Source organism: Alteromonas marina (assembly GCF_000808575.1).
In the GTDB taxonomy this organism is placed as follows: Bacteria; Pseudomonadota; Gammaproteobacteria; order Enterobacterales; family Alteromonadaceae; genus Alteromonas; species Alteromonas marina_A.
The window spans coordinates 1-12,337 of the sequence record NZ_JWLW01000005.1 but is presented as its reverse complement, the minus strand read 5'-3'; the positions used below and the strand labels follow the sequence as shown (position 1 = coordinate 12,337).

The 12,337-nt window shown below is 44.4% G+C and carries 9 protein-coding genes and 8 tRNA genes; 6 read left to right on the top strand and 11 right to left on the bottom strand.

Translation table 11 applies throughout. The features are described 5' to 3' along the window. Positions 1 to 27 precede the first annotated feature (27 nt). The 9 genes from tig to RJ41_RS03300 form a co-directional block, all read right to left on the bottom strand. Entirely contained in the window at positions 28 to 1,332 is a 1,305-nt protein-coding gene (gene tig, locus RJ41_RS03340; protein ID WP_039216909.1) for a trigger factor, read from the bottom strand. Between the two features lie 346 nt (positions 1,333 to 1,678). Continuing rightward, positions 1,679 to 1,755 (bottom strand) — tRNA-Pro (locus RJ41_RS03335). Between the two features lie 42 nt (positions 1,756 to 1,797). After that, positions 1,798 to 1,882, bottom strand: a tRNA-Leu gene (locus RJ41_RS03330). 7 nt (positions 1,883 to 1,889) lie between these two features. Next, positions 1,890 to 1,965, bottom strand: a tRNA-His gene (locus RJ41_RS03325). Positions 1,966 to 2,134: 169 nt separating this feature from the next. Next, positions 2,135 to 2,211 (bottom strand) — tRNA-Pro (locus RJ41_RS03320). Positions 2,212 to 2,253: 42 nt separating this feature from the next. Further along, positions 2,254 to 2,338 (bottom strand) — tRNA-Leu (locus RJ41_RS03315). A gap of 7 nt (positions 2,339 to 2,345) precedes the next feature. Beyond that, positions 2,346 to 2,421, bottom strand: a tRNA-His gene (locus RJ41_RS03310). Positions 2,422 to 2,509: 88 nt separating this feature from the next. Then, positions 2,510 to 2,586, bottom strand: a tRNA-Arg gene (locus RJ41_RS03305). A gap of 24 nt (positions 2,587 to 2,610) precedes the next feature. Beyond that, a tRNA-Pro gene (locus tag RJ41_RS03300) sits at positions 2,611 to 2,687 on the bottom strand. A 345-nt stretch (positions 2,688 to 3,032) separates the two neighbouring features. Here RJ41_RS03300 and folD point away from each other — a divergent pair. The 6 genes from folD to RJ41_RS03270 all read left to right on the top strand — a co-directional run bounded on the left by folD (position 3,033) and on the right by RJ41_RS03270 (position 9,363). Beyond that, on the top strand, positions 3,033 to 3,887 hold the full coding sequence (gene folD / locus RJ41_RS03295; RefSeq protein WP_014950149.1) for a bifunctional methylenetetrahydrofolate dehydrogenase/methenyltetrahydrofolate cyclohydrolase FolD: 855 nt from the start codon (positions 3,033 to 3,035) through the stop codon (positions 3,885 to 3,887). Positions 3,888 to 3,992: 105 nt separating this feature from the next. Next, positions 3,993 to 4,571, top strand: coding sequence for a DUF1415 domain-containing protein (locus RJ41_RS03290; RefSeq protein ID WP_039216901.1), 579 nt, complete (start codon positions 3,993 to 3,995; stop codon positions 4,569 to 4,571). Positions 4,572 to 4,809: 238 nt separating this feature from the next. Continuing rightward, on the top strand, positions 4,810 to 5,529 hold the full coding sequence (tsaA, locus tag RJ41_RS03285) for a tRNA (N6-threonylcarbamoyladenosine(37)-N6)-methyltransferase TrmO (RefSeq protein WP_039216899.1): 720 nt from the start codon (positions 4,810 to 4,812) through the stop codon (positions 5,527 to 5,529). A 182-nt stretch (positions 5,530 to 5,711) separates the two neighbouring features. Then, on the top strand, positions 5,712 to 7,430 hold the full coding sequence (locus RJ41_RS03280; protein WP_039216896.1) for a proline--tRNA ligase: 1,719 nt from the start codon (positions 5,712 to 5,714) through the stop codon (positions 7,428 to 7,430). 38 nt (positions 7,431 to 7,468) lie between these two features. Further along, entirely contained in the window at positions 7,469 to 8,317 is an 849-nt protein-coding gene (locus RJ41_RS03275) for an MBL fold metallo-hydrolase (protein ID WP_039216894.1), read from the top strand. Positions 8,318 to 8,346: 29 nt separating this feature from the next. Further along, on the top strand, positions 8,347 to 9,363 hold the full coding sequence (locus tag RJ41_RS03270; protein WP_039216891.1) for a phospholipase A: 1,017 nt from the start codon (positions 8,347 to 8,349) through the stop codon (positions 9,361 to 9,363). Between the two features lie 85 nt (positions 9,364 to 9,448). Here the strand turns inward: RJ41_RS03270 and RJ41_RS03265 are convergent, their stop codons facing one another. Further along, a complete protein-coding gene (locus tag RJ41_RS03265; protein WP_039216888.1) occupies positions 9,449 to 10,351 on the bottom strand; it encodes a histone deacetylase family protein in 903 nt (300 codons plus the stop codon). A 175-nt stretch (positions 10,352 to 10,526) separates the two neighbouring features. Further along, positions 10,527 to 12,149, bottom strand: coding sequence for a methyl-accepting chemotaxis protein (locus tag RJ41_RS03260; protein WP_039216886.1), 1,623 nt, complete (start codon positions 12,147 to 12,149; stop codon positions 10,527 to 10,529). Positions 12,150 to 12,337: the final 188 nt, after the last annotated feature.

The window sequence follows — 12,337 nt, the reverse complement described above, 5'->3', positions numbered from 1 at the left end:
AAGTAATGTCAATCAGACAGTAAAAAATTACGCCTGTTTGTTCATAACCTCGTCAAAAGCTTTAGTTACTTCGGTAACTTTTGCTTGCTCAAGAACCCACTCAATAGCTTGTTCTTCTAGTGCAACGTTCTGCATTTGTTGCATAAGCTCTTGGTTGTTGTTGTAGTAATCAACAACTTCTTGCGGATCTTCATACGCTGAAGCAGCAGTTTCGATCATCTCGTTAACTTTAGCTTCGTCTGCTTTAAGTTCGTTCTGCTTGATCACTTCACCTAGAAGAAGACCAATAGATACACGACGTTTAGCGTTGTCAGTAAACAATTCAGCAGGTAGGTCTGGAAGGTTCTGACCACCGCCTTGTTGGCTGAAACGTTGTTTAGCTTGCTCGCGAAGTGCGTTCACTTCTTGATCGATTAGCGCTTGAGGAATATCAATCTCGTTAGCTTCAACTAGCTTAGCAATAACGTCTTCTTTAACTTGCGCTTTTAGCGTTTGATTTAGTTCACGCTGCATGTTCTTACGAACTTCTGCTTTAAGCGCGTCAACTCCGCCTTCTTCAACACCGAATAGTTTAGCAAACTCTTCGTCAACTTTTGGAAGGTTTAGGCCTTCTACTTTCTTAACGGTAGTTTGGAAAACTGCATCTTTACCTTTTAGGTTTTCTGCGTGGTAGTCTTCAGGGAAAGTTACTTCGATAGTCACTTCTTCACCCGCTTTCGCACCAACAAGTGGCTTTTCGAAACCTGGGATCATGCGCTCTTTACCTAGCTCAAGAGCGAAGTCTTCTGCTTTACCACCTTCAAACTCTTCACCGTCGATAGAACCAACGAAGTCGATGATAACTTTGTCGTCTTTCTTCGCTTTACGCTTAACTTCTTTCCAAGTTGCGTGCTGCTTCTGAAGTGTTTCCATCATGTTATCTAAATCTTCGTCAGTAATTTCTACTACTGGCTTTTCGATTTCGATATCGCTAACACCTTTCACTTCTACTTCTGGGTAAACTTCGAAAGATGCTGTGAATTCTAGGTCCTGACCGTCTTCGTCTTTAGTCAGTTCAAACTTCGGCATACCAGCAGGCTGAATTTTTTCTTGAATCACAGCTTGGTAGAAGTTTTGCTGCATAACATCGCCAGCAACTTCTTGGCGAACAGCTTGGCCGAAACGCTTTTTGATTACGCTTACAGGAACTTTACCTGGACGGAAGCCGTTGATGCGTTGTGTTTTTGCCAACTGCTGTAGGCGTGACTTAACTGCTGAATCAACCGTGTCAGATGGAACGGTGATAGTAAGACGGCGTTCTAAACCCTGGGTCGTCTCGACTGAAACTTGCATTATGTTACCTCAACTATACGCCTCTATAGGCGTTTTGTTCTCAATCCCCTCTCCCGTCATGCATTGATTGCATATCACTCCGGGGTAGAGGTCGTTATTCGACGTTTATAAAATCAAAGTTAGGACACGAAGTTGTGTCAAAAAGCCAACCTGAAACAAACGTACTGGTTAAAAAAAGACGCGGTAGTATACAGCCGCATACCACAAGAGTCGAGAGGCAAACACAAGTTTGTAACAACCATTTGAACGCATTTTGACCAAATAGCGAAACTAATAGCCTAAATAGCGAAAAAGACGGAATTTATGCGAATTTATTGAGCAATGAATAAAGAGGAGAGAAAGATAATGGTCGGTGAGACAGGATTTGAACCTGCGACCCCTTGTACCCAAAACAAGTGCGCTACCAAGCTGCGCCACTCACCGACAGATATATCTTTTTGAAAAGCCCTGCGAGAGCTTTAAATATGGTGCGGAAGGAGAGACTTGAACTCTCACGCCGTGAAGCACTGGAACCTAAATCCAGCGTGTCTACCAATTCCACCACTTCCGCGAAAAAGTGGGGTGGACGATGGGACTTGAACCCACGACAACCGGAATCACAATCCGGGGCTCTACCAACTGAGCTACGCCCACCACAGTAATCCTGTTCAGACTTATGTGTAAATTGAGAAACACATAAGCGCCTACCGAGCTGTCAGGATCTTACATAGCTACTCGGTAGTTAATGTCGACTCATACCCTAGCCCATAGATGATTTATCACTCTTGGCTAGAAGTATTTACTGAATCGAAGAAAGCATAAATGGTCGGTGAGACAGGATTTGAACCTGCGACCCCTTGTACCCAAAACAAGTGCGCTACCAAGCTGCGCCACTCACCGACTAGAATGCTTACATTAAGCTTTTGATAAAGCTTGAAAATATGGTGCGGAAGGAGAGACTTGAACTCTCACGCCGTGAAGCACTGGAACCTAAATCCAGCGTGTCTACCAATTCCACCACTTCCGCAAAAAAGTGGGGTGGACGATGGGACTTGAACCCACGACAACCGGAATCACAATCCGGGGCTCTACCAACTGAGCTACGCCCACCATAGGGTGTGTTTGCAATCTACACGCTTTATTTTAGCAGTGTAAATACGAAAATTCAGCCTTGCTATCAGGACCTACCTGACTCGCATGGCGCGCCCGGCAGGATTCGAACCTGCGACCCACGGCTTAGAAGGCCGTTGCTCTATCCAGCTGAGCTACGGGCGCTTGGCGAATCTTCGCTGCAAAAAGTGGTCGGTGAGACAGGATTTGAACCTGCGACCCCTTGTACCCAAAACAAGTGCGCTACCAAGCTGCGCCACTCACCGACTGTCGTACCGACCTTGAAGCGTTAGCCTCTGTGCCGTTACGGGGTGCGAATATTACTGACATCCCCCCACCTCGTCAAACACTTTTTTAAATAAAATCATCAACCGCTCACAAAGCATCCATTCTCACGTTTTTTTGAACAATTACCCTTGTATTTACCTATTTTTAGCCTAGGTTTGCGCTTCTTTTAAGGGTAAGCATCAGGCTTTCCATTAACGGATGTTTACGTTGAACATTTGTGGCGAATAATTGCAGAGCAATAACTACTAGAGTATTAGTCCTATTTTATGAAACAATATAGGGCACTTGTTGACCACCCAACCATATAAGAATCGTACAAGACTATGACCGCCCATCTTATTGACGGCAAACTAATTGCCAAACAAGTTCGCCAACACGTAACCTCCTATGTTGAATCGCTTACGCAAGCAGGTAAAAGACAACCAGGCCTAGCCGTTGTCCTTGTTGGCAGTGATGCAGCTTCTCAAGTTTATGTTTCCAATAAACGTAAAGCGTGCGAAGAAGTGGGGTTCGTTTCTCGCTCTTTCGACCTTCCTTCTGATACCACAGAAGAGACCTTGCTAAATTTAGTGGACGAGCTAAACGAAGATAAAGAGATAGACGGAATTCTGGTACAGCTTCCTTTACCTGCAGGGTTAAATGCAGAAAAGGTACTTGAACGTATTCACCCTCATAAAGATGTCGACGGATTTCATCCATACAATATTGGCCGCCTTGCACAGCGTATTCCTGCACTACGTCCCTGCACGCCAAAAGGCATCATGACCATGATAGAGTCAACCAAGCGCCCTGTAAAAGGCTTGGACGCGGTCATTGTAGGTGCGTCGAATATTGTGGGGCGCCCTATGAGCCTGGAACTGCTTTTAGCAGGCTGCACCGTTACTACCTGTCACAAGTTTACTCAAGACCTTAAAAGTCACGTTCAACGTGCAGACCTACTGGTAGTCGCTGTAGGTAAACCGAACTTTATTCCAGGTGACTGGGTAAAACAGGGCGCGATTGTCATTGATGTGGGTATTAATCGCGTTAATGATGGTTCACTTGTTGGCGATGTTGATTTCGAAAAAGCGAAAGAGCGCGCAGGCTGGATAACCCCCGTTCCAGGCGGTGTTGGGCCGATGACAGTAGCCAGTTTGATAGAGAATACGCTGGAAGCTTACGTAAAATATCATTCTTAAAGTACAAATAGTTCAACCAAAATGCTAGGCAGAAATCAAATTTCTGCCTTTTTATTTTATACTTCGCTCACGTTGAACACAGACTCAAACTGACCTACACCTTTTATGGCAGAACCAACATCTCCTTTATGGGAACAGCACGTAATTGATGCAACGCTTAAATGGGTTGACGACATTGTGATAAAGCACAACTTTTGTCCCTTTGCACGCTATGTAAGAACACCTCACCAAATTCGGTGCGTGGTAATTGAGGGCGATGCGGGAAATGTCGTTCAATCGCTATACGATGAGTTGCGGCATTTAGAAGAGAACGAAACCACCGCAACAACACTAATTGCACTCACGCATTCAACCCTTGCTGATTTCAACGAATATCTCGATGTTTTGGCTATCAGCGATAATATGCTGCACGACTGGGGATACAGCGGCACTTACCAACTTGCCAGCTTCCACCCCAATTATGTATTCGACGGTAGCGACGTAGACGATGCTGAAAACTATACCAATCGTTCACCCTACCCGCTTTTCCATTTGATTCGTGAAGCTGATATCACACGCTACATGAAAAAAGAAGAAGATGCCGAAAAGATATTCAGCCATAACATTGAAAAAGCACGGACGCTTGGGTGCCCTTACTTTGAGGGTGTGTTAGACACGCTTAAAAAAGATAAGCCCGCTCGATAAAACACGTGAAGCTTACCTTTTTTGTGCAATGTAAAAAACACGCATTAAAAAGAGAATAAGCTCGTGATGCGAGCAGGCCCAAAGTATTGGATTACTCCAGGGAACCCAAATAAGCAGCTCCTTATAACAAGCAGGATGTTTATTTGGCTCAAGCTTTCACTTGAAACGTTACTTTACCTACAAATTATGTGAGTAATATGACAACGTTACACATTTTTGACTTCGTTAAGGCTAAAACGTGAATACCCACAATTCATTTTCTCTCGAGGCGATAGCGACCGTCGCTACGCCTTTCAAGCAAAAGTTTGCTATTCCAAGACAGCCCAACTTGGCTAACGCCCAAGGTGTTATCACCTTCAAAGAAGGCTTTAACGATATCAATATGCTCAAAGGGATAGAGAATTACAGTCACCTGTGGCTGCTTTTTATTTTTCACCAAAACATTGAACGCGGTTGGAAAAATACGGTGAAAGCCCCTCGTCTAGGTGGTAATGCAACTATGGGCGTACTGGCAAGTCGCAGTACCCACCGACCTAATGGGATTGGCATGTCTGTGGTGAAAAACAAAGGTGTGGTTAGCAGCAACGGACAGACACAGTTAGTGGTTGAAGGGGTAGATTTAGTCGACGGCACACCACTTGTCGATATCAAACCCTATATTGCATACGCTGATAGTGTGCCAAACGCCAACGATAATCTTGATGACATTAACCCCATACCCAATCGCGACGTTTTATTCGCTGATACAATCCAGCCCATACTTGCTGAAATAGAGAAAAAGCACCCTGATTTTTCTGCCTTGGTGACCTCGGTTCTGTCTCAAGACCCTCGCCCCGCGTATAAACAGCAGCTTGAAAATGACGAAAAAACCTATCGCGTGACGTTATACGATATTGATGTAGGTTTTAAAGTAAAAGATGCCGCCGTTAAGGTAACCGAGTTGGTTCATTTAGGATAATTACACTATTAGTGTTAACAGTCTGTGGCGAAATAGCTCACAGTTAATTAGAATACGCCCAATCGTGTGACACCTTATCTCGGTTCAAGCACTTCGCAATGCTTTGTTTTGCGAGTTGTCGTTTGCGAAAGAACATCACACTAACCGTCATAAATACATTTATAACAGGATACCTGCTTTACATGCGCACTAGTCAATATTTGCTTGCCACGCAGAAAGAAACACCTGCAGATGCAGAGGTTATCAGCCACCAGCTAATGCTAAGAGCTGGTATGATCAGAAAGCTTGCCTCGGGTCTATATACGTGGCTGCCTTCTGGTCTTCGTGTACTTAATAAAGTAGCCAATATTGTTCGTGAAGAAATGAACAAAGCAGGCGCGATTGAAGTGCTAATGCCCGTTGTTCAACCAGCCGACCTATGGGAAGAGTCTGGTCGCTGGGAAGAATATGGACCTGAGTTACTTCGTATTAAAGACCGCCACCAGCGTGATTTCGTGCTAGGACCAACGCACGAAGAAGTAATTACAGCACTAGTTCGCAATGAAATTAGTAGCTACAAGCAGCTTCCACTTAATCTGTACCAAATTCAGACTAAATTCCGTGACGAGGTGCGCCCTCGTTTTGGCATTATGCGCGGTCGTGAATTCACCATGAAAGATGCATATAGCTTCCACTTAGAAGACAGCTGCCTTGAAGAAACCTACCAAAAAATGTACGACGCATACTGCAACATATTTTCGCGTATGGACTTAGACTTCAGAGCAGTTATTGCCGACTCTGGCTCTATTGGTGGTAATCATTCTCATGAATTCCACGTGTTGGCTGCATCAGGTGAAGACGATATTGCGTTTTCAAGCGAAAGTGATTATGCGGCAAACGTTGAAATGGCTGAAGCTGTTGCGCCTGAAAAGGCAGCTGCTTCGGGTGCGGCCGTTGAAACCAAAGATGCCAAGGGCAAAGATTTCGAAAAAATTCTCAAGAGCATTGATACCGAAACTACCAATGCAGTCAAAGTTGTAGTAGTAAAAGCAGCAAACGCAAAAAATGAGAAAGGCGAAGAAGTACAAGAAGACAATTGGGTCGCTCTGGTACTACGTGCAGATCACGAACTTAACGACGTTAAGGCAGAGAAAATACAAGCAGTGGCTGCTCCGCTGGTTGAAGCGTCATTCGAAAAAGCTAAGGAAGTGCTTGGTGTAGTCCCCTACTTTGCAGATGCAACTAACCTTCCCATTCCAGCTTACATCGATGCAAGTGCAGCGGCCCTTGCGGACTTTACTACAGGCGCTGGCGCAGGTGGTAAAATGAACATCAACGTAAACTGGTCTGAAGATGTCACTGGCGTTGATATTCGCAACGTTGTAGCTGGCGATGCGTCTCCTGACGGAAAAGGTACCCTTGATATTAAGCGCGGTATCGAAGTGGGTCATATATTCCAGCTTGGCAGCAAGTATTCAGAAGCCATGAATTGCGGTGTACTGAGCGAATCAGGTAAACACCAAACCTTAACAATGGGTTGTTACGGCATTGGGGTGTCTCGAATTGTTGCGGCAGCTATCGAGCAAAATCACGATAAGTTTGGCATAAAGTGGCCAGATCCTATTGCACCGTTTAAAATTGCATTAATACCTATGAATATGCACAAGTCTCACCGTATTAAAGAAGCAGCAGAGGCGCTTTACGAAGAACTTGTTTCCCTTGGCGTAGAAGTATTATTTGACGATAGAAAAGAACGCCCAGGTGTTATGTTCAATGATATGGAATTAATTGGCATACCTCACAGCATTGTCATTGGTGAAAGAAACTTGGATAATCAACAGGTTGAATACAAGAATAGACGTACTGGCGAGAAACAGTTATTAGACCTTAGCGCAGCAAAAGACTTTGTAGCCGCTCTCTAAAACCTGAACTTGCCCATTAGATAAGAAAAAGAGGGCGTATGCGGTTAACATTTTATGGCGTAAGGGGCTCAATTCCCACTCCGGGGGCCGCTTACGTTCGTTATGGTGGCAACACTGCATGCGTTCACATTGAGCTTGAGGATGGTACTGATATCATCCTCGACTCAGGCACAGGCATTCGCTTACTTGGCGACAGCTTGATTAAGAAAAATTCGCCAATCTACCTCTTATTGAGCCACAACCATTGGGACCACATTCAAGGCTTCCCTTTCTTTGCACCCATTTACCAAGAATCACGGGAAATAAACATTTACCCGGGGCTAACCCAACTTAACGAGCCCGATCAAATTTTAAACCAAATGGAAGGTTCTTTATTTCCTGTCCCCAAAAGCGCGTTAAAATCGGCCATTAACCTTATAGAGCTTCCGGCAGCACAAAATAGGTTTACTATTGGAAGCGCTACGATTACCCGATTAGCCATGAATCATCCTGGCAGCGGAAGCGCCTATTGTATTAAGGCCGACGGTGTCAAAATTGCTTATATCACCGATAACGAGCTTTACCCTCCTTATAAAAAAGAAACAGACTTTCTAGATTTTGCTAAGTTTGCTGATAATGCAGACTTGCTTATTCACGACGCACAGTACATGTTATCTGACATGCCGACAAAAAACGGTTGGGGTCACTCGGTGGCAGAGGAAGCGGTAAAACTGGCGATGGCTAGCCATGCAAAACAATTAGCATTATATAGTCATGATCCAGAACGCACTGATGACGATATAGATAATGTCGTGAAACACTGTAATGACTATGTCACAGTGGCAGAGTCTACTTTACACGTATTTGCATCTTCAGAAGGCCAAACGCTGGACTTCAGTAAAGCATAATAACAACCCCTTGCTACGGAGAATTAAAGGTGTCTGTGTTTAAGCCTTTTGTATTTTTGGCAGCGTTTGCTGCTTGTACACCTGTGTTCGCACAACAATCACAAGAAGTGATGAGCGAACAAACGTCAGAACTCGATAACAGTGAACAACGAGACACTGTTGAAGACGAGGACGGTCAAACATCACAGAATGAAAGCGGTATTGAAGTTATTGATATCATTAAACGTGATACGACTACAGAGAGCGCGCTAGATAATCGCTTAGAAGGTGATAAAGAAGCGCTAGACAATGTTTTTGCCATTACCCAGCACAGACAAAACTATTTACTTCCTATCACCTATGTCTCTAATCCTAATACATTCGGTAATGAAGAGTTAACGGAAGAAAACATAGACAATAAAGAAGCTAAGTTTCAGGTAAGTGCCAAGCTACCACTATATCTCGAAGATACTGGCTTCGACGGACTCTATTTCGGCTTTACGTTAACCTCATTCTGGCAGCTTTATAACAGTGAAGCATCGAAGCCTTTCCGAGAAACCAATTATGAACCGGAAGTCTTTTGGCAAGAAACAGCCGATTACTCCGTACTAGGCTACAAGTTCAATACCTTCCAGGTCGGTTTCAATCATATGTCGAATGGCCAAAGCGGCTTGCGCTCTAGAAGCTGGAACCGTCTTTTTGCGTCCATAGTATTCAGTGACAACGACGATATATACTACTTTAAGACCTGGTACCGTATTCCTGAAGATGAAAAAGCTGACCCACTGGACCCAACGGGTGATGATAACCCGGACATTCAGGATTACTACGGCCGAATGGAATTTGGTTATGGCAGAAAAATTGGTGCTTTCAAGGTACTGGCGTTGTTGAGAAACAATCTGGATTTTGACGAAAACAGAGGCAGTATTCAGCTAGATTTCACCTACCCTATTTCCGACCGCTATGAAGTACTCCTTCAATACTTTAACGGTTACGGCGATTCGCTCATCGACTATAACCGCTCGCAAGAGCGTATTGGTATTGGTTTTCAGCTGCACTTTTTATAAAACAAGTATTCATACTTAATATCAAAATGCGCGCTACAAACATCCCATTTAAGCGCGCTTTTCTAAAACGCCACTCGCCGCATAGCTAATCAATCACACCAGCCGCGCGATAAAGCTGAATATGCACATCTACCAGCGCTGCAATATCTCTTTGGTAGCCTCCACCAATGACCGCAGCAATCGGAACGCCTAAACGCTCGGCTAACGCAAAGACTTGCGTATCTCTCTCGTACACGCCTTGCGTAGAAATATGTAAATGACCAAGGTCGTCGTTTACATGCACATCAACCCCTGCGTCATAGATGATGGCATCGGGCTGAAACTGTCTCATCACCATCGTTAGCGCTTGTTCTAGCGTGGTTAAATACTCGTCGTCTTCGGTGCCCTTATCGAGCCCTATATCAATATCGGAACGCTGCTTTCTGTGCGGGAAGTTTTTTTCACCATGGATTGATAAAGTGAAGATATCCCGATCGTTTTCAGCCAGTTTAGCGGTACCATCACCCTGGTGTACGTCTAAATCAACAATGAGCACATTTTCAACAGACGGGGTTTGCTGCATGGTTTTCGCGGCCAGATATAAATCATTGAACAAGCAAAAACCTGAACCAAAATCAGCAAACGCGTGATGATACCCGCCCGTTAAATTCAAGGCTTTTCCATGTTCTAGAGCTAAGTTGGCTGTTAAACAGGTTCCAGCAACGGCAGTACGGGTACGCTCAATCAGCTGCTGCGACCAAGGAAACCCTATGCGGCGCATGGCTTTTTTATCTAATGTACCAGTACTGAGTGCATCAACATAACCCGGATCGTAATAGGCTGAGAGAAAAGATAAATTGACCGGCGTTGGAGTGACAAAACGCGATGCTTCTACACCGCGACTAAGCAATTCGTCACGAATACCTACGTATTTTTCAATAGGAAATCGGTGTCGCTCAGGCAGGTCTAATTGGCTATAAATAGGGTGAAATACGAGTGGTGTAGTCATTATTATCAGTACTAGTTTATGGGCGCATGAAATCGGTAACAGAAAAAATGAAAGGAGCGCGATTTATTTATGCACTCTTTTGTTCGTGTTTCACGTTACACCAGCCCGGATAGATAATTGCTCGCTGAGTAGGATGTTATCTTTGCGGACTAGGATTAATACTGACAAAGCACAGTTAACGGGTCAAACTGTTCACTACCTTTTCAACGTTTTCTGACATACTCTTCATGGAGCGCGACATATCATCACGCTGCGCTAGCTGATGATACTTTTCTGACGATGTCACTACGTTACTTATAATGGCTTCCACCTGCTGAAGCACAGCCTCTTGTTCATCTGCCGCCTCGTTAAGCGCCACTACTACACTGGCCGTTTCTTGAATATCCCTGACCACGTTGTTTAATGTTTCTAGTGCTGTTGCAGCTTCAGCAGCGTTAGTTTCGGACAACTGCTTTCCAGAAGACATAGCCGCCACTGCACCCTTTGCTTCCGCTTCAAAGCTGCTCAAGATATCGTTAATTTCTCTAGTCGACTGCTGGGTTTTAGCCGCAAGAGCCCGAACTTCATCGGCTACTACTGCGAAGCCTCGCCCGTGTTCACCTGCCCTAGCGGCTTCGATTGCAGCATTCAAAGCTAACAGATTTGTCTGGTCAGCTATTTCATTAATTACATTTACCACTTTGAGAATATTGGTACTGCGGCTTTGCAGTTCAGACACAATGTTACTCGATTCCGTTACCGTCTTAGCTAGCTGTTTAAAGCCTGCATTGGCACTTTCAAACGTGGCATAACAACTCGCCACATTCTTTTCAGAGTTATTTGTCGCAACAGCAACTTGATCAGTAATAGCCACTAAATTCTGTACAATCTCTTTCAGTTTATCTGTGCTGCTATCAAGTGAGCGCGACGCATCCCGTTGTCCATTGGCCCCCTCCATAATGGATTGGCTGACGTTACCAAGGGTGCCGAACGCTTTTTCCATTTCTCGTTCTGCCTGTTGCAGTTGTGCAACCGACTCTTTCAGCTTGTATTGCAATGCGCGGGCAGAGTCGGCCAGCATGCCTAATTCATGACCGCTTGAATAGGTTAGTTCGTATTCATAACGGCTGTTAGCCAAGTTGGATATACACGCTACAACTTGCTTAGTTGGCTTAATGACCTGTGAGCGCAGTCGAGCAATAACATACACAACTGAAAGTACCGACAGTGCGATAGCTGCCAATAGAATTATCCAAAGCATAGTGCGCGTATTGGCTTTAAGCTGAGTAATCGCATTCGCTGAGTCTGCTGCAATTTCCGACGCGATACCTGAAAGAAGCTTAGCTGGCTCTCTATCAATACCGCGGACATAGCTATCTCCCACATTGGGGTCAAACCCTGAATCTATAAACGCCTTGTACCCTTCCCGATATTTCTCGGCCATTAGTGCATGCGCTTTTTGAAATTGCCTGATATCTGACTTCACGCTTTCACTTATCACACTACTTGATAGCATCAGGTCAAACTGGCGAGTGATGTCGGCCTCTCTCTGCTTGAATCGCTCCCAGTATTTTTCTCTGTCTTCTTTTTTGTGGCCACGCAACAACACGTTTTTCCACTCTTGAACCTGGGTTTTGAATGTACTTAGCGTGGTATTGACGTCTCGCTCAGACTGAACAAGGGTGTTTTCTAACTCATCGAACGAATTAAGTAACGAGAAAGACTTTAGAATTGAGGCACCATTTAATAGTACAAGAATGAAAAAGCTGGCGAGAACAGGGGTCATCACCAAACGGCTGATGCTTGTGTAATTGAACACGGCTTAACCTTTAGTATAAATTTAAAGAAGGACGTCGCCATTAAATGATATTTTTATGACGGTATGGTTACAAATTTGGTATGAATCAACATACCAATATATTCGAAAATATACACCCTTATAGTAACAGGCTTATTAACTTGCTCTTTTTTAAGTAGATACAAAAAAAGAGCCCGAAGGCTAATGCC

Coding starts and splice junctions, on each gene's coding strand:
- RJ41_RS03265 (WP_039216888.1), bottom strand. CDS start 10,351: ATGACTACACCACTCGTATTTCACCCTATTTATAGCCAATTAGACCTG.
- tig (WP_039216909.1), bottom strand. CDS start 1,332: ATGCAAGTTTCAGTCGAGACGACCCAGGGTTTAGAACGCCGTCTTACT.
- RJ41_RS03275 (WP_039216894.1), top strand. CDS start 7,469: ATGCGGTTAACATTTTATGGCGTAAGGGGCTCAATTCCCACTCCGGGG.
- folD (WP_014950149.1), top strand. CDS start 3,033: ATGACCGCCCATCTTATTGACGGCAAACTAATTGCCAAACAAGTTCGC.
- RJ41_RS03290 (WP_039216901.1), top strand. CDS start 3,993: ATGGCAGAACCAACATCTCCTTTATGGGAACAGCACGTAATTGATGCA.
- RJ41_RS03280 (WP_039216896.1), top strand. CDS start 5,712: ATGCGCACTAGTCAATATTTGCTTGCCACGCAGAAAGAAACACCTGCA.